Origin of the sequence: Streptomyces sp. NBC_01288, from assembly GCF_035982055.1 — a bacterium.
Taxonomy (GTDB): Bacteria; Actinomycetota; Actinomycetes; order Streptomycetales; family Streptomycetaceae; genus Streptomyces.
This window is the reverse complement of sequence record NZ_CP108427.1, coordinates 401,152-421,702: the sequence shown is the minus strand read 5'-3', so window position 1 is coordinate 421,702 and position 20,551 is coordinate 401,152. Positions and strand designations below refer to the sequence as shown.

General features: G+C 70.5%; 17 protein-coding genes. 6 read left to right on the top strand and 11 right to left on the bottom strand.

Annotated elements, in window-relative coordinates; all coding sequences use genetic code 11:
• Positions 1-33 precede the first annotated feature (33 nt).
• From OG194_RS01975 to OG194_RS01950, 6 genes are read left to right on the top strand one after another with little or no spacing between them, the layout of a single operon-like run.
• A complete protein-coding gene (locus OG194_RS01975) occupies positions 34-807 on the top strand; it encodes an SDR family NAD(P)-dependent oxidoreductase (protein ID WP_327399042.1) in 774 nt (257 codons plus the stop codon).
• 34 nt (positions 808-841) lie between these two features.
• Positions 842-1,621: a FadR/GntR family transcriptional regulator gene (locus tag OG194_RS01970; protein ID WP_327399041.1), complete on the top strand. Its 780-nt coding sequence runs from the start codon at positions 842-844 to the stop codon at positions 1,619-1,621.
• Entirely contained in the window at positions 1,618-2,763 is a 1,146-nt protein-coding gene (gene dgoD / locus OG194_RS01965) for a galactonate dehydratase (protein WP_327399040.1), read from the top strand. Before OG194_RS01970 ends, dgoD begins: the two co-directional genes overlap by 4 nt.
• Complete coding sequence (locus OG194_RS01960) at positions 2,760-3,578, top strand: hypothetical protein (RefSeq protein WP_327399039.1); 819 nt, start codon at positions 2,760-2,762, stop codon at positions 3,576-3,578. Before dgoD ends, OG194_RS01960 begins: the two co-directional genes overlap by 4 nt.
• Positions 3,579-3,608: 30 nt before the next feature.
• Positions 3,609-4,256 (top strand): bifunctional 4-hydroxy-2-oxoglutarate aldolase/2-dehydro-3-deoxy-phosphogluconate aldolase, encoded by a 648-nt coding sequence (locus OG194_RS01955; RefSeq protein ID WP_327399038.1) that lies wholly within the window; start codon positions 3,609-3,611, stop codon positions 4,254-4,256.
• Positions 4,253-5,248 (top strand): sugar kinase, encoded by a 996-nt coding sequence (locus tag OG194_RS01950; RefSeq protein WP_327399037.1) that lies wholly within the window; start codon positions 4,253-4,255, stop codon positions 5,246-5,248. The genes OG194_RS01955 and OG194_RS01950 overlap by 4 nt, the downstream gene beginning before the upstream one ends.
• Before the next feature lie 19 nt (positions 5,249-5,267).
• On the opposite strand, the gene OG194_RS01945 is transcribed toward OG194_RS01950, so the two are convergent.
• The 11 genes from OG194_RS01945 to OG194_RS01895 form a co-directional block, all read right to left on the bottom strand.
• Entirely contained in the window at positions 5,268-5,627 is a 360-nt protein-coding gene (locus tag OG194_RS01945; protein ID WP_327399036.1) for a hypothetical protein, read from the bottom strand.
• A gap of 28 nt (positions 5,628-5,655) precedes the next feature.
• Positions 5,656-6,327: a SigE family RNA polymerase sigma factor gene (locus OG194_RS01940; protein ID WP_327399035.1), complete on the bottom strand. Its 672-nt coding sequence runs from the start codon at positions 6,325-6,327 to the stop codon at positions 5,656-5,658.
• Positions 6,328-6,481: 154 nt separating this feature from the next.
• A complete protein-coding gene (locus OG194_RS01935; RefSeq protein WP_327399034.1) occupies positions 6,482-6,868 on the bottom strand; it encodes a hypothetical protein in 387 nt (128 codons plus the stop codon).
• 167 nt (positions 6,869-7,035) lie between these two features.
• The gene (locus OG194_RS01930) at positions 7,036-8,763 is read right to left on the bottom strand and encodes an MOSC and FAD-binding oxidoreductase domain-containing protein (RefSeq protein ID WP_327399033.1); all 1,728 of its coding nucleotides are present in this window, start codon (positions 8,761-8,763) and stop codon (positions 7,036-7,038) included.
• 129 nt (positions 8,764-8,892) lie between these two features.
• The gene (locus OG194_RS01925) at positions 8,893-11,925 is read right to left on the bottom strand and encodes a glycoside hydrolase family 2 TIM barrel-domain containing protein (RefSeq protein ID WP_442811479.1); all 3,033 of its coding nucleotides are present in this window, start codon (positions 11,923-11,925) and stop codon (positions 8,893-8,895) included.
• A gap of 6 nt (positions 11,926-11,931) precedes the next feature.
• The gene (locus OG194_RS01920) at positions 11,932-14,667 is read right to left on the bottom strand and encodes an alpha-mannosidase (protein WP_327399031.1); all 2,736 of its coding nucleotides are present in this window, start codon (positions 14,665-14,667) and stop codon (positions 11,932-11,934) included.
• Between the two features lie 29 nt (positions 14,668-14,696).
• Positions 14,697-15,554, bottom strand: coding sequence for a carbohydrate ABC transporter permease (locus OG194_RS01915; RefSeq protein WP_327399030.1), 858 nt, complete (start codon positions 15,552-15,554; stop codon positions 14,697-14,699).
• Between the two features lie 26 nt (positions 15,555-15,580).
• Positions 15,581-16,528, bottom strand: a complete 948-nt coding sequence (locus OG194_RS01910; RefSeq protein ID WP_327399029.1) for a carbohydrate ABC transporter permease — start codon at positions 16,526-16,528, stop codon at positions 15,581-15,583.
• Positions 16,529-16,535: 7 nt separating this feature from the next.
• Positions 16,536-17,870, bottom strand: a complete 1,335-nt coding sequence (locus OG194_RS01905) for an ABC transporter substrate-binding protein (RefSeq protein ID WP_327399028.1) — start codon at positions 17,868-17,870, stop codon at positions 16,536-16,538.
• Positions 17,871-18,126: 256 nt separating this feature from the next.
• On the bottom strand, positions 18,127-19,134 hold the full coding sequence (locus OG194_RS01900; protein ID WP_327399027.1) for a LacI family DNA-binding transcriptional regulator: 1,008 nt from the start codon (positions 19,132-19,134) through the stop codon (positions 18,127-18,129).
• Positions 19,135-19,253: 119 nt separating this feature from the next.
• Positions 19,254-20,507 carry an ROK family transcriptional regulator gene (locus OG194_RS01895; RefSeq protein ID WP_327399025.1) on the bottom strand — a complete coding sequence of 418 codons (1,254 nt, stop codon included), beginning with the start codon at positions 20,505-20,507 and terminating at the stop codon, positions 19,254-19,256.
• Positions 20,508-20,551: the final 44 nt, after the last annotated feature.

Here is a 20,551-nt window from a genome sequence, read left to right as displayed (position 1 = left end):
GAAACGCGCAGGACGCGAAGGAGTCGAACCCCGATGGACCAGTCCGTACGACGGCACGGCGCCCGTTTCACCGGACGCACGGCCGTGGTCACCGGAGCGGCCTCCGGCATCGGAGCCGCCACGGCCGTACGCCTCGCCGAGGAGGGAGCCGCCGTCGTGCTCGCCGACATCGCCGAGGAGCGGGGCGCGGCGGTGGCGGAGCGGATCGGGAAGGACGGCGGGCGGGCGCGGTTCGTGGCCGCCGATGTCGCGGTCGAGGAGGACTGGGCGCGGATCGTCGGTGCCGCGCACGCCTTCGGGCCCGTCGACGTCCTCGTCAGCAACGCCTTCACCGTCGACGTCACACCCGCCCACGAGATGACCCTGCCGTCCTGGCAGCGGCAGCTCGACGTCAATCTGACCGGGAGTTTCCTCGGGTTCCGGGCGGTGCTGCCCGATCTGGAGGAGCGGCGGGGCGCGGTGGTGCTGACCTCGTCCGTGCACGCCCACAAGGGCATCCCCGGGCATCCCGCCTACGCCGCCGCCAAGGGCGCGTTGCTCTCCCTGTGCAGCCAACTCGCCGTCGAATACGGGCCTGTTGTGCGCGTCAACGCCGTCCTGCCGGGACCGATACTGACCGCCGCCTGGGACAGAGTGCCGCCCGACGAACGGGAACGCAGCATCGCCGAGACGGCCGTACGCCGCTTCGGCACCCCCGAGGAAGTGGCCGCGGCCATCGCGTTCCTCAGCGCCGACGAAGCCTCCTTCATCACCGGGACGAGTCTCGTGGTGGACGGCGGCTGGAGCGTCGTCAAGGCCTCCGCATGACCACGCTCCCCAACCAGCAGAAAGGCTGTACGACATGACGCCCTATGCCCGTCGAGGCGTCCACGGCCAGACCGTGGAACTCCTCGCCCGCCGCATCCTGGGCGGTGAGATCCCCGAGGGGGCCACGCTGGATCTCGTGGCGCTACAGAGCGAGTTGGACGTGAGCCTGACCGCGCTGCGCGAATCGCTGAAGGTGCTCGCGGCCAAGGGGATGGTCGACGCCCGGCAGCGGCGCGGCACCTTCGTACGCCCCCGCGCCGAGTGGAACCTGCTCGACGCCGACGTGCTGCGCTGGCAGTTCGAGGGCGCCTCCACCTCGGAGTCCGACCGGGCGCTGCTGCACAACCTCGCCGAAGTGCGCGCCATCATCGAACCCGCCGCCGTACGCCTGGCCGCCCTGCGTCGCACCGACGCGGACCTGGCCGCCCTGGACGGCGCCCTCGACGCGATGGGGGAGGAGGGCAGCGGTGCCGCCCACGCCGTCGAGGCCGACCTCGCGTTCCACCGCGCGCTGCTCGCCGCCACCCACAACGAACTCCTCGAACGCATGGAGATGGTGATCGAGTCCGGCCTCGCGCACCGCGACCGGATCGTGCACAGCGCCCCGCACAGCGAGGACCCGGTCCCGGCCCACCGCGCCGTCCTGGACGCCGTACGCGACCAGGACCCGCAGACCGCCGAGGCCGCGATGCGCGCCCTGCTCGACCAGGCCGGCCGCGACCTGGACCGCCTCGGCGACTCCGAAGAGGACGAGGGCTCCCCAGCGGACCCCGTTCAGGACTCCGAAGAAACGGAAGGCTCCCGGTCTCAGTGAAGATCACCCGTGTCGAGACCTTCCTCGTCCCGCCCCGCTGGATGTTCTGCCGCGTCGAGACCGACGACGGCGTGGTCGGCTGGGGCGAACCGGTCGTCGAAGGGCGCGCCGAAGTCGTGCGCGCCGCCGTCGACGTGCTGGCCGAACACCTCGTCGGCCAGGACCCGTTGCGCATCCAGGACCACTGGCAGGTGCTGACCAAGGGTGGCTTCTACCGGGGCGGCCCGATCCTCTCCAGCGCCGTCGCCGGCCTCGACCAGGCGCTGTGGGATATTGCCGGAAAGACGTACGGCGCCCCCGTGCACGCCCTGTTGGGCGGTCCCGTGCGCGACCGCGTCCGGGTCTACGCCTGGGTCGGCGGCGACGAACCCGCCCAGCTGAGCGAGCAGATAGCCGCCCAGGTCGAGGCCGGTTTCACCGCCGTGAAGATGAACGCGGCCGGAGCCACCTCACCGATCCCCACCCCCGCCGAGACCGCCGCGATCGTCGCCCGCGTGGCCGCCGCCCGCGAGGCACTCGGCCCCGACCGCGATGTCGCCGTCGACTTCCACGGCCGCTTCACCGCCGCCGGCGCCCGCCGCGTCCTCGCCGAACTCGCCCCGCTGCACCCGCTGTTCGTCGAGGAGCCCGTCCTGCCCGAGCACAGCCATCAGCTGGCCGGCCTCGTCGAGTCGAGCCCGGTACCGCTCGCCACCGGCGAACGCCTTTACGGACGCGCCGAGTTCCTGCCCGTCCTCGCCGCGGGCATCGCCGTCGCCCAGCCCGACCTGTCCCACGCCGGCGGCATCTCGGAGGTCCACCGCATCGCCTCCCTCGCGGAGGCCTACGGCGCCCAACTCGCCCCGCACTGCCCGCTCGGCCCGATCGCGCTGGCGGCCAGTCTCCAGGTCGCGTTCGCCACCCCCAACTTCCTTATCCAGGAGCAGAGTCGGGGCATCCACTACAACAAGGACGCCGACCTGCTCTCCTACCTCGTCGACCCCGCGCCCTTCCGGTTCGTCGACGGCCACGCCCTGCGCGGTGACGCCCCCGGCCTCGGCATCACGATCGACGAGGCCGCCGTACGCGCCGCCGACCGCACCGGCCACGCCTGGCGCAACCCGGTGTGGCGGCACCCCGACGGCTCCTTCGCGGAGTGGTGACCGTGCCGTCGGACATCGTTATCGACCGTACCCACGGCGGGCGTTGGACCTCGCTGCGGTTGGCGGGGCGTGAGTGGCTGTGGCGCCGCGAGGCTCCGGAGCGCGACAACGTTTCCCCCGGCGACGCCTTCGTGGACGCGGGCGGACTGGAGGAGTGCATACCGACTGTCCGGGGCACTCCCGACCACGGGGACGCCTGGTCAAGACCCTGGACGCGGGAGGCCGGGGCGGATGTCCTGCGCTGTGACCGCTTCACCTTGGCGCGCACAGTGCGTGCCGAGGCTGACGAGGTTGTGGCCGACTACGTCCTGACGGCCGACCCGGGCTTCCGCTTCGTGTGGGCCGCCCATGCTCTGCTCGACCTCTCCGACCGTGCGTTTCTGCGCATCCGCGATGGAGCGCGCACCCGGCTGTTCCCTGAGGCGGAGCGGCTGTTGGACCAGGTGTGGCCGGACGGTGCCTCATGGGTGGAGGGCGACTGGCCCGCGCCGTGCGGGCTGCGCCTGGACCGGTTCGGTCGGGATGACGGCACCGCAGTAGGGGCCGTTGTGGGCGCTTCTCACTGCTGCGTCCACGACCAGGCCGACCGGCTCTCACTCGCCCTCGAAGCCGACGGACAGCCCGTGTCCATCGCCCTGTGGCGCAACCTGGGCGGCTTTCCCGCCCAACACCCCTACCGCAGCACCGGCGTTGAACCAATGCTCGGCCGCGTCTTCGACCTAGCCGAGGCGGGCCCTGATGACGCCGCCCGGGTACCCGACTCGGGTGAAGTGCGGTGGCGGCTGACGCTGACCACGAACTGCCGTTGTGCCTGAACCGACCTGTACAGGAAGGGAATTCGTCGCATGGATCTGCGAGCGGCCCTGGCCGCACACCGCCTCGTTGCGATCATTCGCGGCACCGACCCGGAAGCCGCCGTACGCACCGTACTGACCCTCGCCGAGGAGGGCGTCGAACTCATCGAGGTGTCCCTGACCGGTGTGGACGCCTTGTCCGTCATCGAGCGGGCCCGCAAGGAACTCGGCCCCGACCGCCCCCTCGGCGCCGGTACGGTCCTGACCGCCGACGACGCCCGCGCCGCCCATCGGGCCGGCGCGAACTTCGCCGTCACCCCGGCGCTGGGGGACGGTATCAGCGAGGCGCACCGGCTCGAACTGCCGGTAATCGCCGGGGTGTTGACCCCTACCGAGATCCTCGCCGCACGCCCCCTCGGTGTCGCCGCGCTGAAGATCTTCCCGGCCGCGGAGGCCGGCGGTCCCGCCTATCTCAAGGCTCTGCGTGGACCGTTCCCGCACGAGGTGTTCGTGCCGGTGGGCGGCGTCGACGAGTCGGCCGCGCGGGAGTATCTGAACGCCGGAGCGACCGCTGTCGGCGTCGGTTCGCCCCTGGTCGGGGACGCGGCCGACGGCGGCAGCCTGACCGAGCTGCGCGCCCGAACTCGCGCGTTTCTCACCGTCGTTGAGGACGCCTCGTGCGTGCGGGAGGGGTCATGACGAGCGGATGGCAGTCGGCGGAGGGCGCGGTCGTCTGTATCGGGGAGACCATGGCGGCCCTTGCCCCCGCCCCGTCCTCCTCCCTGGAGTGTGCCGACGATCTGCGGGTGTCGGTGGCCGGGGCGGAGTCGAACGTGGCCATGTATCTGGCCGACCTGGGGGTTCCCGTCTCGTGGCTCTCGGCCGTGGGCGACGACCCGTTGGGACGGCGGGTGCTCGCGGAGGTCGGCGCGTCGGGTGTCGATGTGAGTGGTGTGCGGTGTGATCCGGAGCGGCCCACCGGGCTGCTCGTGAAGGAGCCGACCGGTTCGCGGACCCGGGTCCACTACTACCGCGGCAACTCGGCGGCCTCGGCGATGGGCCCCGACGTACTCGACGACGACAGACTGAGATCGGCCTCCATTCTCCATCTCACGGGCGTGACACCGGCGTTGTCCCCGTCCTGCCGGAACCTGGTGACCACCGCGCTCACCGTCCCGCCCGCTGAACGGCCGTACGCCATCAGCTTCGACGTCAACCACCGCCCCGCGCTGTGGCCGCCCGGTACGGCCACGACCGTGCTGCGCGACCTCGCCGACCAGGCCGACATCACCTTCGTCGGCCTCGACGAGGCGCGGGAGTTGTGGGGCGCGGACCTCCAACCGGCCGACGTGCGGGCGCTGTTGCCCCACCCGCGCCTGCTCGTCGTCAAGGACGGCGGGCATTCCGCCATCGCCTTCAGCGACGAAGGCGTGCGGACCGTGCCCGCGCTGGACACGGACGTGGTGGAGCCCGTCGGCGCGGGCGACGCGTTCGCCGCCGGAGTGCTGACCGGGCTGCTGCGCGGTGGAGGCATGGAGCGTGCGCTGCGGCTGGGACACATCACGGCGGCGTCGGCCCTGAAGGTGACCGCCGATCACGGTCCCCTGCCGGACAGCGACCGGATCGAGCGGCTTCTTGAGCTTCCGGCGAGCGAGTGGGCGGCCGGGGCCGGGAGCTGTTTCCGCGGGTGACCAGATGCATCGCGCTCGGTCAGGGATTGAGCGACGCGGTGACCCCGCCCGACTCGGGAGGAACGGGTACGGCGTCGGTGGCGTTGGGCGTCGGTGACACCGAGGGACGGTTCGCGGGCCTGACCGGTGGCTCCCGGACCTCGTGCAGCGCCACGAACAGGACGCCGATCACCGCGGCGGCCACGACGAGCAACGCGACGGCGGTGCGGCGGACCGGGTGGATGGCCGGGAGCCGGAACAGCCGGGCCTGTCCGGTCGGCGGGGCCGGGGGACGCAGCGCGTGCACGTCGACGGAGTCGGCCCGGGCGCGCAGGGCGTTGCGCAGCCGCTCTTCGAGGGGGTCCGGAGGGAGGCCGGAACCGAGGTCCTGTTCGATCATCGGAACGCCTCCGGGGTCATGCATGTCGTCATGAGGACGCCTCCAACTGTCGGCGCAGAGCGGCCAGTGCGCGGCTCGCGGTGGATTTGACCGCCCCGCGGGACAGGCCCAGGGTGTCGGCGATCTGGGCCTCGCTGAGATGGGACCAGTACCGCAGCACCAGCACTTCACGCTGCCGCCGGGTCAACCGGTGCAGGGCGGCGATCACTTCACCGTGCTCCTCGCGCAACAGCACAGGTTCCTCGGCGGACGGGGCGTGCCCTTCGCGCTCGGGGACATGGGCCCGTACCGTACGGCGGCGGCGCAGGACCGAGCGTGACGTGTTGACCACGCTGGTGCGCAGATACGCGTCGGGGTTGTCCAGGCCGGTCAGCCGCTCGCCGTGGCGGCGGTAGAGCGCGGCGAAGACGTCCTGCACGACGTCCTCCGCCGTGGGGAGGTCGTCCACCAGGAGCAGGGCCAAGCGGACGAGGGGCAGGCGACGGTGGGCGTACAGCTCGTCGATACCGGGTTCGCCGAGGTCGACAGGTACGGCCGGTGCGTCCGGCGCCACCGGGATGTCCTCGCGCCGCTGCGACACCCCGCGCACCAGGTGCCGTAGCGCCCGTCGCAGCGTGTCCGACCAGGTGTGAGCCGGGAAACGTAGGGGTCTGTGGCCGCCCGTCGGTACACCGTAGGCCGGGGTCGTCGCCGCGTTCATGGATCTCCAGGACAGCGAGGTCTTCGTACGACCGCCCGGAATCACCGGACGGGTGGTGGAGCCACCGGGCAGGTACCCGGCGGCTCCACCTCGGCACGGGCCGCCGAATGGCCCGTAACCGATCAGCGGCGCTCGGCCGCTTCTGCCTGCACTGTCACCGCTTGGCGTCCCTGGCGGCATGGCGCGGGGCGGTGTCGTTCCCGCCGGGTACCGCCTCGACCGGGTCGCCGACGTTCGGCCCCGGGTCCACGCACTCGCCGCCCGGCACCGCGTCGACCGGGTCCTCGCTCGTCGTCGTGTACGACACCTGGTTGTCCTTGACGGTGTTGTCGACCCCGTTCGGTACCGCCTCGACCGGCTCCGGGCACAGCTCGGTGGACGTCACCTGGCTGGGCACCGGCGTGGGCTCGGACGCGGAGTTGTCGGCGTGGGCGGTGAACGAGCCGCCGATGGCGAGCGCGGCGGCGGCGCCGGTGACGCCCAGGGCGATCCGGACCCGGCCCGCGCGGAGGCTGCGGCGGACGGTCTGACCTGCGGACATGTGATTCCTCGAATCGTCGATGCTGACAGGACTGGCGGGCCGCCGCCACGGCTGGCTTCCCGTGGCGAAGGCCCTGGCTCGGAGGCGCCTCCACCCGGACAGACGTTCCGAGGGCATCGAGGTTGCAGGTCGGAGGAATCTTTTCTACGGGGCGTGCGCGACGCCGCTCACATGTCCAGGACGAGGTCGGTGCCGGGGCGGGCGCAGCAGATCAGGATCTCGCCGTCGGCCGGTGGCTCCAGCGGGTCGGGGGAGTAGGTGATCGTGCCGGACAGCAGGGGCGTGACGCAGGTGTGGCAGACGCCGGTACGGCAGCTCCAGCGGGTGGGCACGTCGCAGGCGTCGGCGAGTTCGAGCACGCTGCGGTTGTTGTCGGCGTCGAACGGGACGGCGATGCCGCTGCGCGCGAAGGTCACCAACGGGCCGGTTCCGGGCGGGCCTTGGGGCTGGTGAGGTGCGCGGGCGGGGTGGTCGGTGAGGCCGGGGTTGATCGCGCCCAGGGTTCCGAACAGCTCGGTGTGGATGCGTGCGGGGTCGATGCCGGCCTCGGTGAGGGCCTGCCGCATGTCGGTCATGAAGGGGGCGGGGCCGCAGACGTAGGCGGTCGCGTCGGCCGGGACCGACAGCGCGATCAGCTTGTCCTTCGTGAGGCGTCCCGGTGCTGCGTGGGCGTGCTGGAGTTCCTCTGGTGTGGCCGCGCTGTAGAAGACGTGCTCGTGCGTGTCCGGCAGTGAGGTGAGCAGCTCGTGTGCCTCGGCGGCGAGGGGGTGTTCCCGGGGGCCGCGGGCGCCGTGGATCCACCAGACCTCGCGCTTGCTGCCCTCTGCGGCGAGCGCGTGCAGCATCGACAGCACCGGCGTGAGACCGATGCCGGCGGACACGAGGAGCACCGGTCCGCTGTCCTCGGCGTACACGAACTCCCCACGGGGCGCGGCGACTTCAAGCTCGGCGCCGGGCCGAAGCCGCGTGGTGAGGTAGCCGCTCGCGGTGCCGTGGGGCTCGTGTTTGACGCTGATCCGGTAGCTGCCGGCGTCGGGCGCTGCGGAGAGTGAGTAGCTGCGCACCGGGGCGGGGCCGGTCGTAGTGGGGACGCGCAGGGTCAGGTACTGGCCCGCGCGGGCGGCCGGGAGCGGGGAGTCGTCCGGGGCGGTCAGCCGGATCGAGGTGACCGTCGTGCTCTCCGGGACCACATCCGTCACCCGCAGCGCGCGGAAACCGGTCCAAGCCGGGCGGGCGGTGGTCACCGTACCGTCGGCGGCGGCGAGCAGTTCACGGAACGACCCCTGCCAGCCGGGGCTCAGCGCGGGCACGTCCAGGGCGAGGCGCAGCTTGGCCGGGTCGCGGCCGGGGAGGTAGAGCAGCGCGTCGGTGTCGGCCACGCTCAGGGCGCCTGGACCGGTCCTGGTCCGTACGATCCCGTCGCCGGCCTGCACCCGCCCCTCCCGCACGACCCGCATGTAGAACCCGGGACGGTGATGGCTCACCAGCAGCGCGGCCAGCTCGGGCTCGCCGAAGCGCATGCCGACGCGGTAGCAGGTGACGCGCGGCTGGGTGACCTCGAACTCGGCCTCGCCGATGCGGTACCGGTCGCCGATGCAGACATCGTCGTCGAGCAGGCCGTCCACGGTGAGGTTCTCGCCGAAGTGGCCGTAGCCGAGGTCGTCGCGGCCGAAGTGCCGCTGCCAGTGCCGGTACGACTGGATCTGGTAGACGAGGACCGCCCGCTGCTCGCCGCCGTGGCCCTCGGTGTCGCCCTGGCCGTCGCCGTCGATGTTGAGTCGGCGGACCATGGCCGGGCCGACCACCGGGTACTTCCACACACCCGTGTAGACGGTCTTGCCCTGCCAGGGAACGTCCTTCGGCATACCGACATTCACCGACAGCAGGGTGGGCATCGGAGCGCTCCTTCCCACGGGGACGACCGGGTTCGATCGCGCCGGCCGAGGCCCCGAGACGGCAGTCGTCTCCTCCCATACTGAGGGCGCGGCCGCCGCCGTGCGAGACCGCACCCTCTCCGTATCGGCCTAGTTCGGTGCGGTGATGCGCAGCCTGATCGTGCGGGCCTCCGGGCGCAGCGCGAACTCGGGCCACACGTCCGGACCGCAGGCCCGGGAGCCGAGTCCGTGCTGGGCGGCGTCGACGAACAGCCGGCTCGTCGTCGATTCCGGCAGCTCGTACGGGTGTCCGGCCTTGGCGATCTCCTGCGGGGTGTGCCGGCTGAGTGTGAAGCCGGGACGGCGACCGTGGGTGTCCGGGAGGGCCTCGATGCGCAGCACTTCGGCGTTTCCGCTGGTCAGGGCCAGTCGGCGCAGTTCGGAGCGGTGACCGGTCTCCTGGGGGCGCGCGTAGTCGACCGAGAGGTCGCCGATGGTCGCGGAGAAACGGCCGGTGCGGGCCGCGCGCACGCTGTCCGGGTAGGACTCCAGCGGGCCGAGGCCGAACCACTCGGCGCCGTCGACCGGAGCCGTGCCGTCGGGCAGGTCGAAGCGCACACCGATCCGCGGCCACACCGTCTGCCAGCCGTGCGAGGGCTGGATCTCCACCCGCAGCTCCACCTCGCCGTCGCCCGCCAGCGACCAGACGGACTCCACCAGCACCGACAGGGCGGAGTCGGCGGCCGAGACCTTGTCGACCGTGCGCAGCGCGTCCGCGCTCTGCTCCACGGACACCCGGCGCGAGGTCAGCCGGTCGAGCCCGTCGCGGTACCACAGCTCGGCGTTGGACACCCCGGAGACGCTCGCGTCACTCTCGTCGACCTCGCCCCACGCGCCCTTGTCGTTGTCGGTCGGCGCGCGGAACAGCTCCAACCGCGGTCCCGCTACGGCGCGTTCGCCCAGCTTCACGAGAGACCCGCCGACGAACTCGGCGACGCCGAGCGTGAGCGTCCCGTCGCCGGGCTGCCGGTCGAACCGGCCACGGCCACCGGGTGCAGGACGCCGAACCGACCGGTCCAGCTGGGCAGTCGCGACGACATGACCCTCGGGCGCCCACACGGTTCCGGTCGCCAGCACCGCGTCGATCGTCAGCCACGTCTCGGCGTCCGGCGACACCGGAACCGACGGCAGCGACACCCGGCCCGAATCGCCCGCCGCGACGAGGGGAACGTCCAACTCTCCTGATTCCACGGCCAGTCCGTCGTGCTCGACCCGCCAGCGGAAGCGCAGGTCGGACGTGTCGGACGTGTGCCGGAGGTTGGTGATCGCCACCTTGTCGCCGTCGAAGGCGAAGTGCACCGGCGCCACGACGGCCTTGAACTCGTGGAGGCTCGGCGTCGGCACGTCGTCGCTCAACACCATGCCGTCCATCACGAAGTTGCCGTCGTGGATGACCTCTCCGAAGTCGCCGCCGTACGCGTAGTACGGCGTCCCGTCCGGGGTCGTGGCCAGGATGCCGTGGTCACGCCACTCCCAGACGAACCCGCCGTGCAGGCGCGGATGTTGGCGCACCAGCGCCTCGTACTGGTCGAACGCGCCCGGACCGTTGCCCATCGCGTGCGCGTACTCGCACAGCAGGAACGGCCTGGTGCGCTGCCGGGCACCCTGTGCGGGCGTGCAGTTGAGCAGCGGGGCGCGTGAGCCGTCGGTACCGATCTGCTCGGTCTCCAGCACGGACGCGTACATGCGCGAGTAGACGTCGGTGTACTCGCCGGTGTAGTCGCCCTCGTAGTGCACGGGGCGTTCGGCGTCGCGGGTGTGGACCCACGCCGACATGGCGGCGAGGTTGCTGCCGGTGCCCGCCTCGTTGCCGAGCGACCAGATCACGATGCTGGGATGGTTCTTGTCCCGCTCCACCGTGCGCTCGATCCGGTCGAGGTACGCCTCGCGCCAGGCCGGGTCGTCACTGGGATTGCCGACCCAGCCGACCTTGTCGAAGCCGTGCGTCTCCAGATCGCATTCCAGGATCACCCAGAACCCGAGCTCGTCGGCGAGGTCGAGCAACCGGGGATGCGGCGGGTAGTGGCTGGTGCGGATCGCGTTCACGTTGAACCGCTTCATCAACGCCAGGTCCTCGCGCGCGTGCTCCTCGTCGAAGACACGACCCCGCTCGGGGTGGGTCTCGTGCCGGTTCACCCCGTGGAACACGACCCGGCGCCCGTTGACCAGGAACTGGTCCCCGCGGATCTCGACCGTACGGAAACCCACCCGCAGGGAGACGGTCTCCGCGGCCGTCGACACCGTGGCGTCGTACAGGCGCGGCAACTCGGCCGACCAGGGCTCCACTTCGGCGATGTCCACGGGCGCCACGTCGTCCTGCGTCGCCCAGACCTGCTCGACATCGAGTTCGGGAATGCGCAGGGTCACCGGGAACGCCGTAGCGTCGGCGACGACCTCGGCCTCGACCCGCCCGCGTCCGTCGTCGAAGCCGGTCCGCAGCCAGACGTCCTCGATGCCCCCGGCCGGCCGGGCGGTCAGGGTCACATCGCGGAAGATGCCCGGCAGCCACCACTGGTCCTGGTCCTCGACATAACTGGCCGCCGACCACTGGTGCACCCGCACGGCGACGACGTTCTCACCAGGGCGTACGGCGGACGTCACATCGAATTCGTGGGCGAGCCGGCTGCCGCTCGCGCTCCCGATCTCGGTGCCGTTGACCCACACACGGAACAGCGACTCGACGCCGTCAAAGCGCAGGACGACCCGCTCGGCGTCCGACCAGTCGGCGGGCACGTCGAAACTGCGGCGGTAGTCGCCGGTGGGGTTCTCGTCCGGGACGTACGGCGGGTCGATCGGGAACGGGAACTGGATGTTCGTGTAGATCGGGCGGCCGTACGCACCATCGCCCTCAAGCACCCAGTGCGCGGGCACAGGGATGCTGTCCCAGGCGTTGTCGTCGAAGCCGTCGGCCGCGAAGTCCTCCGCCGCCGACGCCGTGGCGGACCGGCGGAAACGCCAGGACCCGTTCAGGGAAAGGGACTTCACGTCGGAGTGCAGCCACGAGCGCGCCGGACGCAGGGCGCCACGCCCGGGAGCGAGGTCGGAAACATGGGGGGAGAACTCGGGAAGCAAGAGGTCACAACGCTTTCGTGAGAGCAGAACGGGTGCATTGCATTCGATCATGGCGGCCTACCGGAGCACGACGGTGCGGATCTCCCAGGGACCGAGGGCGAGTTCGAGCTCGTCCCGGACCTGGGTGCGGGAGATCGTCCGGCCCAGCAGATCGACCGTGGCGGCCTCGCTGAACGACCCCGTCACACTGACCGTCGTCGCCGCTCTGTCGCTCATCGCGGTCAGCCGCGCTTCGGTACCGGGGCCGTGCTCGTCGTCGGTGACACGGCGGACGGCCGAGACGAGGACGTCCTTGCCGTCGACGCGCAACCCGGGTGTGTCGGGCGGCAGTTGACGCCCTGCGGGTGCGGTGCCGCGCGTGACCAGTACGTCGTTGCGGAACTCCTCGGCGAGAGCGACCGCGTTCGCGCCACGCCAGCCGGTCACCGAGGGGACGACCGCGAACCGGTTCTCGATCCGCATCCCGAGGTCCTGCGCACCGGGTACGGGGATCTCGCTCGCCGCCGGTTCGTCGCGCAGGGGGTGGATGTTGACGCTGATGGAGCCGATCGCGCGCAGCAGCGTGATCGCGAGTTCGGAGCCGTCGCCGACGAGTTCGTACTCGCTGGAGTGGTCGAGCAGGACGGTGGCCGCACCGGCTGACACGAACGAACCGGCCGGGAAGGTCGGCAGCGGATACTCGCCCCAACCTCCCTCGGCGGTCAACCCACGCTCGGTGACGGCGAATTGACCGGCCGACGCGGACGTGGTCACCCGCTCGGGCAACGGCACATGGAAGCGCAGCCGGTGATCGGCGGACTGGTTGAGGAAGGACGTGGAGACCCGCACGAACGGCTCGCCCGCACGTACCTCGACGAGGGTCTCCACAGGCGTCGGCACGGTCTGCTCGCTGCGGAGATCACGGTCGGCGGAGAGCGCGGTCGGCCACTCGTAGACACGGGTGACCCGCAGCCGCGCACGCAGCGGGCCGTTCTCGACGACCTCGACGGCGATCTCCGTCGGCTCCGACACGAGGATGTCGTGCGCCGGGGGAGCGTAGTTGTAGCTGTCGCCCCGGTCGCCGCCGTCGACGAGGCGGCCGACTCCGTGCAGCACGGTGCCGTCCGGCCCGGTCAGATCCAGGGTGCCGTCGGCGGCGACCGCGACCTCGACCAGGCCGTTGGAGAGGGCGCGGTCCGTCGCCGAAGCAGGCGCATGCGCCGACGGTACGGCGGCGGAGGCGTGGTCGCTCGGCTCGACCCGGAAGGACGCCAGTCCGGAGGCGGGAACGCTCACGGGTACGAGTGCGGTGGCCCGGGCCTCCTCCAGCGTCAACACCCGCCACTCGCCGGGGTGTTCAGCTGCTGCTGCGGCCACCTCGCGGCGCAGGATCAGCAGGTCGAAGGGGCCGGCGGTCGGCACCTCGGCGAGGTGGAACACCAGGGCGCCCGGGGTGAGTTCGTAGTGGTCGATCTGGCGGCCGAAGAGTTCGCGGCGGTGGATGCGACGGAGGACGCGTTCGAGCTGCGAGGCGTCCATGCGCTCGTCGCTGAGGACGGTCGGAGCCTCGGAGATCAGCTGTACGGGGGCTGTCGAGTCGTCGGCCGCGGTCGCGATCAGGGCGGTGCCCTCCGGCGGGGCCACGACGTCCACCTCGACCAGCACCGAGCGGTCGAACGGCAGCGGGTTGGCGACCAAGTAGCCGTCGCTCGGGACCAGTTCGGCGGGCTCGGTGAGCGCGGCGTCCCGTACCGCACGGGCCGCCTGTGCGGCTTCGGCGAGGCGGGCGGCTACCTGGTCGCAGGTCTCGTCCGTGCCGGAGCCGACGACCGAGTCGTGCGCGGTCGACTCGATGATCTTGTGCCAGGCGAGATCGAGGAACGGCGAGTCGTCGCGCCGGGACCACAGGGCGTTCATGCGCTCGGCGTGGTCGATCGTCCGCTCCGCGACGGCCATCCGCTGCTTCAGACCGAGCCGCACCGAGAGCACGCCAGGGAGGATGTTGCCGCGCACATGGCTGCGCAGCTCACCGGTGACGACGGCGGACACCTCGTCGCGGACGTGCTTGCGGAGGTACTCGTCGAGGGTGGCGATGGTGATCGCGCGGCCCTCGTCGGCGGCTTGCCGTAGCCAGGAGGCGAGTTGGGGGTCGGGCGCGTTGTGGTCGGTGCCGGCCATCGCCAACACCGGGTCGCCGCCCCAGCGTTCGGCCGTCATCTCGGCGTAGTCGCCGAGCGCGCGGCCGATCCGGTCGGGTACGAGCAGGACGTCGAGGCCGTTGTCGTAGCCGTCGAAGAGGAACTCGGTACGGACCTGGGAGCCGTCCGGAGCACGCCAGTTGAAGGCGTGGCCGTCGACGGAGCCGGGCACTCCGCGCCACAGCGCCGCGTGCTCGATACCGGCGCGGGCGAGGATCTGCGGCATCTGCGCGACGTGGCCGAACATGTCCGGCAGATAGCCGACCGGCATCGCGCCACCCAGCCCGGCCGCGACCGCCCAACCCATCCGCAGATTACGGACGATGGTCTCGCCGGAGCAGAGGAACTCGTCGAGCAGGATCAGCCACGGCCCCACCGCGAGCCGGCCCTCGGCGACCAGGGCAGCGACGCGGTCGCGGTTCTCCGGCCGCATCTCCAAGTAGTCCTCGATGGCGGCCATTTGACCGTCGACGGTGAACCGGAAGTCCGGGTCCGTCTCCGCCGTCTCCAGCACGGTGTCGAGAGCGGCGACGAGCCGGTGCCGGAACACCTGGAAGGGCTCGTACCACTCCCGGTCCCAGTGGAAGTGGGGCACGAACACAGCGGGGTTGGGCATCGCGAGAGGCACCTTCTGTGCGGGGACGGTCACTTGAGGGAACCGGCGGCGAGTCCGGTGCGCCAGAACCGCTGGAGCAGGATGAACACGATGATCACGGGCACGATCGACACCAGCGAGCCGGTGATCACGGACTCCTGGAGGAGCGGGGCGCGGGCCGTCTGGCCGTTCCACTCGTACAGGCCGAGCGTGATCGGGAAGAGGGACTCCTTCTGGAGCATCACCATCGGCAGGAAGAAGTTGTTCCAGATCGCGACGAACTGGAACAGGAAGATGGTCACCAGCGACGGCGTCATCAGCTTGAACGCGACCGAGAAGAACGTGCGGAACTCACCGGCGCCGTCCAGCCGCGCCGACTCCAACAGCTCTTGCGGGACAGCGGCGTTGGCGAAGATCCGTGCGAGATAGACGCCGAACGGGCTGACGATGCTGGGCAGGAACACCGCGAAGTACGTGTTGACGATGCCCGTCGCCGAGAACAGCAGGAACAGCGGGAGCGCCAGCGCGGTGGTCGGGACGAGGACACCGCCGAGGATGACCGAGAACAGGAACTCCCGGCCCCGGAAACGGAACTTGGCGAGCGCGTAGCCGCACAGCGCGGAGATCAGCGTCCCCACGACCGCGCCGAACACGGCGTAGATCACGGTGTTGACGATCCACTTGCCGAAGATGCCGTCGCTGCGGCTGAACAGGACGCGCAGGTTCTCGAACAGGTTGAAGTGCGAGAACGTCAGGCCGTTGGTGGCGGCGAGGTCGCCCTGCGGCTTGGTTGCGGCGACGATCAGGAAGTAGATCGGCAGCAGGAAATAGATCGCCAGGAGAAGCATCAGGGCCATGGCGGCCGTACGGCTGACCTGGCTCTCGCGGTTCACGGATGGTTTGTTCATGGATCGGCCGCTCATGGATCGGTTGTTCACAGGCCGGCCCTCTTCGACGTCAGTCGCATGAACCCGAAGCTCAGGACGAAGGTGATGACGGCGATGACCACGGAGATCGCCGCGGCCTGCTGGTAGTTGTTCCCGGAGGCCACCGCGTAGGCGAGCATGTTCGGCGTGAACGTGCTGGAGATGTTCGAGGAGATCTGCCGCAGCACGGCCGGCTCGGCGTAGAGCTGGAGCGTGCCGATGATCGAGAACACCGTGGTGAGGACGATCGACGGGGCGATGATCGGGACCTTGATCTGCCAGGCGATGGTCCAGTTGCTCGCGCCGTCCAACTTGGCGGCCTCGTACAGCTCCTGCGGGATCGACTGGAGCGCCGAGAACATGATCAGCATGTTGTAGCCGGTCCACAGCCACGTGGAGATGTTCGCCGCCGACCACAGCACGGCACCCGGGCCCAGGAAGTCCGGCTTGAGCCCGATGTCGTTGAACAGGTCGACGACAGGGCTGAGTTGGGGCGAGTAGAGGTACGACCACATGATCGCGGCGATGACACCGGGCACGGCGTACGGCATGAACGCGGCAATGCGGAAGACGGACTTGAGCCGCAGCAGGGGAGTGTCGAGGAGCAGCGCGATGACCAGCGCCACGAACAGCATCACCGGAACCTGCACGATGCCGAACAGTCCGATACGTCCGATGCTGGACCAGAACTCGTCGTTCTGGAAGACCTTCCCGTACTGCTCGAAGCCGCCGAAGGTCGTGTACGAGGTGCCGTACTGCCCGCCGGTGCGGCGGACGACGCGGACGCTCTGCCACAGCGCGTAGCCGACCGGGACCAGGTAGAAGAGCACGAACGGGAGGAAGAACGGGATCACGAACGCGAAGATGGTGCCCGCCCGGGGGCCGCCGCCGTTGAGACGGCGACGGCCCCCGGGTGATGCCACCACACGCGGCGCGCGGGGTGCGATGTCGGTCATTGCCCGGTCACTTGCCCGCCGCGGCCGGGATCGCCTGGTCCTTCATGGACTTCAGCGCGGCTGCCTGCGCCGTCGTCAGCGCGTCGTAGAGCGTGCCGTCACCGGCCGCCGCCTTGGCCATCGCGTCCTGAAGCGCCAGGTTCACCGTCTTCTGGGTCGGACCCCAGGCGAAGCTGGTGTTGATCTTCTTGGACGAGTCGGCGAAGACGTCGAAGATCTTCTCGTTGTTGTAGTAAGGAACTCCCTTGGACAGCGCGGGCAGTTGGAGCCCCGCGTTGGCCGCCGGATAGAGACCGCCCAGCTGGTTCTCCAGCGCGAGGGCCTCCGGGTCGGTGTTGAGCCAGGTGTTGAACTCGACCGACTCGTAGAGGTGCTTGCTGCCCTTCATGAACGCGACGGTCGAGCCGCCCCAGTCACCGGAGGCGCTGTTCGAACCCCACGTCGGCATCGGGACGATCGTCCACTTCCCGGACTGCTTGGGGAGGTTGTCGCGGAACATGCTGTAGCCCCAGGCCGCGCCGACGTAGCTGGCGATCTGGTCCTTCTGGTACGCGGCGTACATCTGCGTCGAACCGTTGGCGAGGTCGGTGCGCACGAGCTTGCCGGCGATCAGCTTCTGCCAGTAGTCGGCGACCTGCTTGCTCTGCTCCGAGGCGACGGTGACCTGCCACTTGTCACCGGAGTAGCTGTACATCTGGGAGTTGTTCTGCCAGAGCAGCCCGTTGAACCACTCCGCGTTGTTCGGGTCGAAGAACGTGATGTCGAGGCTGGAGTCCGCCTTGTGCAGCTTGGCCGCGGCGGCCGCGTACTCGTCCCACGTCTTCGGGATCGCGATGTCGTACTTCTTGAAGATGTCGCTGCGGACGTAGAGGGCCATCGGGCCGGTGTCCTGCGGCAGGGCGAAGACGCCGGTGTTGCCGAAGCTGGTCTGCGACCAGGTCCACGGCACGAACTTCGACTTGGCGGCGGTGGCCGCCGAGCAGGCCGAGGCGTCCACGAAGGCGTTCTGCGTGCGGAGGTTGGGCAACTCGTCATAGCCGACCTGAGAGAGGTCGGGGGCCTTCCCGGCCTTGAGGGCGTTGCTGAGGGTGCCGTACTGGTCGTTGGAGATGTTCTTCGTCGATACCTGGATGTTCGGGTTCTTCTTGTTCCACAGGGCGACGACCTTGTCCATACCCGGAACCGTGTTCCAGTACTGGAGGGTGACCTTGCCCTTCGCCGGTGCGCAGGAGGCTGCGGATGTCTTCGTCGACGGCGAGGACGACGAGCATCCGGCGAGTACGGCGACACTGGCGGCCACGGCTACGGAGCCGAGGCGGATGCGCGTGATTGTGCTGCTCATGGTTTCCGTTCCAGACAACGACTAGCGGCGGTGCTAGGCGGCTCGATGCTGATCCCGAGGGCGGGATGCCTTCTGGGTGGAAGGGACGTGGGCACACCATTTTCCCGAGGTCCAAGAGCGTCCCGTGAGCGCTCCCGTGAGCGCTCACGGGACTGCTTGCAAATGGACCTCGACATGCATTTTGGAATGTTCGGAAGTCTGCGCTTCGGCCCGGGCGAGTGTCAAGACATTCGGACCGGATGCGCACGAGTGGCGGTCAGGCGGAGCCGCTCAGCCGCAGTTCGCCCCGTACGACCAGGTCGTCGGCCGCAAGCGCTTCCCCTCCCGAGAGCAGTCGCGCGACCTGCTCGATGGCGAGGGCGCCGAGCCTGCGGGTGTCGAGGGCGACGCTGGTGAGCGGGGGCTCGACCAGTGCTCCGAGCTGAAGACCGTCGAAGCCGATGACCGCCAGCTCCTGCGGGATGCTCCTGCCGAGCCTGCGGGCCTCGCGCAGGGCGCCGATCGCGATGATGTCGTTGAACGTGAGGACCGCGGTGACGTCGGGGTGGTCGGCGAGCAGTTCCCTGAGCGCCGATCCGCCGCCGTCGGCCGTCTGGTCCGCGGGGACCATCAGGCCGGCCTCGATCCCGTGGGCCGTCGCGGCCGTCGTGAACCACTCGTGCCGGATGCTCGGTTCGGCCCGGGTGTGGTGGTCGAGCATGCCGATCCGGGTGTGCCCCCGCGCGACCAGGTGGGCGACCGCGGCATGGACCCCGGCCGCGCCGTCGATCTGGATCGCGCTGAACCGGGTGCGCTGCTCCCGGCCGATGAGCACCACCGGCATGCCGCGCGTGAACTTCTCCAGTTCGCTCTCGGGGCAGCTGAAGTAGCCGATGACCGCGTCCACTTGGGAGCTGATCACCTGGAGCGTGCCCAGTTCCACCTCCGCCCGGTCCCCGGTGTCGTACACGACGACCTGCCAGCCCCGGGTCCTGGCCGCCTCCAGCGCGGCGGCGGCGACCTCGGTGAAGAACGGGTTGAGCAGATCGGGGATCACCAGCCCGATGGTCATCGTGTCCTGGCGGACCAGACCCCGGGCGAACCGGCTCGGCCGGTATCCGAGCGCGCGGGCGGCGTCGAGCACCCGCTGTTTGGTGACGCTGTCGATCTCGTCCTTGTCGTTCAGCGCCCGTGACACCGTCTGCCGGGACACCCCGGCGGACTTGGCGACATCGTTGATCGTGATTTTCCGGGGTTCCGTCCCCGTTGCCGACGGCACCACCATCGCCCACCTCCCGCTTCTCGCGAACGCCGGTGCGCGCGCAGAGCCCGAGTATGCATGTACGAGGGCGGGCGGACGAAGCCACCACCGGAAGCCGGGAGGGCGACGGCGAGGGTTTCGGGTTACTGGGAAGGTACGGCGACCTGCGCCCGGGGGAGTGCCGGAACGCTGGTGGGATCGTCGAGCAGGGCGTCGCGACAGGTCTGGAACGCGCCGCGCAACGTGGCTTCCCCGCCGAGGACGCCGAAGGTGATCACGGGCTGCATGTCGGGTGCCAGGGCGCGGCGTCCGGCCAGGCGCTCGTCCAGGCCGGGCGCGAGCCAAGGCGCCCAGGTGGCGAGGTATCCGCCGAGGATGATCTCGCCGGCGTCGGTGACACCGGACACGCCGAGGACGGCGGCGCCCAGCGCGTGCCCGGCGGTGCCGAGTGCCGCGACCGCGTCCGGGTCGCCCGCGCGCAGGCGGCGGTCCAGTTCGGCCAGCGCCGCTTCGGCGCCCTCCGCCTCGGCCACGGTGTCCAACCCGGCCGCGTGGATGAGGGGTTCGGGTCCGATGTACGTCGCCAGGCAACCCCGGGTGCCGCAACGGCAGTCAGGGCCGTCGAGGGCTATCGGCAGATGCCCGATCTCACCCGCCATGCCGTGACTCCCGCTGTGCACACGGCCGTTGACGAGCAGGCCGCCGCCCACGCCGGTGTCGGCCTTGATGTAGGCGACGGTGTCGGGGTGCTCCACACCGTCGGTGGCGAGGGCGTGGTACTCGGCCAGCGCAGCCATGTTGGCGTCGTTGACCACGTCAACAGGGCAGTCCAGCAAGGGCAGTTCGGCGGCGACGAGGGCACGCAGGTCGGTGTTGCGCCAGCCGAAGTCGATGGCGGCGGCGACCAGATGGGAGGGCCCGACGACCGGTCCGGCCATGGCCACGGCGAGTTGGGCGAGATGGGCGTGCGGTGTCGCGTCCCGTACCGTCGCCTCGGCCGACCGCACCACACAGCCGATGACCGTGGCCAGGGCGCGCGGATCGCCGTAGGGCGCGTGGTGGGGCGCCGACTCGCGGTGCAGGACGCGGCCTTGGAAGTCAGCCGCCATGACGTGCACGGATTCCAGACTCACCTGCGCGGCGAGGATGACCACGCGCTCGGGGACCAGCCGCAGCAGCCGCCGGGGGCGGCCCCGCCCGGCGGACGGCACGGAACCCGCCTCGGCGACCAGGCCGCGGTCGATGAGTTCCGCCACCAGTGCGGTGACCGTGGCGTGCACCAGTCCGGTGCCGACCGCGACCTCGGTACGGGCGCACGGGCCGTGGGCGTCGAGGTACCGCAGCACGAGGCCCAGATTGCGGCGTCGTACGTCGGCGGAGTCGGCGGGGGCGTTCACGTCAACGATTGTGCCCCCGCCTGACGCGATTCGGACATGGTGGC

Excerpts from the sequence above, each read along its gene's own strand:
- OG194_RS01920 (WP_327399031.1), bottom strand. The coding sequence starts at position 14,667 with ATGCCCAACCCCGCTGTGTTCGTGCCCCACTTCCACTGGGACCGGGAG.
- OG194_RS01925 (WP_442811479.1), bottom strand. The coding sequence starts at position 11,925 with ATGATCGAATGCAATGCACCCGTTCTGCTCTCACGAAAGCGTTGTGAC.
- OG194_RS01940 (WP_327399035.1), bottom strand. The coding sequence starts at position 6,327 with ATGAACGCGGCGACGACCCCGGCCTACGGTGTACCGACGGGCGGCCAC.
- OG194_RS01915 (WP_327399030.1), bottom strand. The coding sequence starts at position 15,554 with ATGAACAAACCATCCGTGAACCGCGAGAGCCAGGTCAGCCGTACGGCC.
- OG194_RS01900 (WP_327399027.1), bottom strand. The coding sequence starts at position 19,134 with ATGGTGGTGCCGTCGGCAACGGGGACGGAACCCCGGAAAATCACGATC.
- OG194_RS01975 (WP_327399042.1), top strand. The coding sequence starts at position 34 with ATGGACCAGTCCGTACGACGGCACGGCGCCCGTTTCACCGGACGCACG.
- OG194_RS01950 (WP_327399037.1), top strand. The coding sequence starts at position 4,253 with ATGACGAGCGGATGGCAGTCGGCGGAGGGCGCGGTCGTCTGTATCGGG.
- OG194_RS01970 (WP_327399041.1), top strand. The coding sequence starts at position 842 with ATGACGCCCTATGCCCGTCGAGGCGTCCACGGCCAGACCGTGGAACTC.
- OG194_RS01945 (WP_327399036.1), bottom strand. The coding sequence starts at position 5,627 with ATGATCGAACAGGACCTCGGTTCCGGCCTCCCTCCGGACCCCCTCGAA.
- OG194_RS01935 (WP_327399034.1), bottom strand. The coding sequence starts at position 6,868 with ATGTCCGCAGGTCAGACCGTCCGCCGCAGCCTCCGCGCGGGCCGGGTC.
- OG194_RS01930 (WP_327399033.1), bottom strand. The coding sequence starts at position 8,763 with ATGCCCACCCTGCTGTCGGTGAATGTCGGTATGCCGAAGGACGTTCCC.
- OG194_RS01905 (WP_327399028.1), bottom strand. The coding sequence starts at position 17,870 with ATGAGCAGCACAATCACGCGCATCCGCCTCGGCTCCGTAGCCGTGGCC.
- OG194_RS01910 (WP_327399029.1), bottom strand. The coding sequence starts at position 16,528 with ATGACCGACATCGCACCCCGCGCGCCGCGTGTGGTGGCATCACCCGGG.
- OG194_RS01955 (WP_327399038.1), top strand. The coding sequence starts at position 3,609 with ATGGATCTGCGAGCGGCCCTGGCCGCACACCGCCTCGTTGCGATCATT.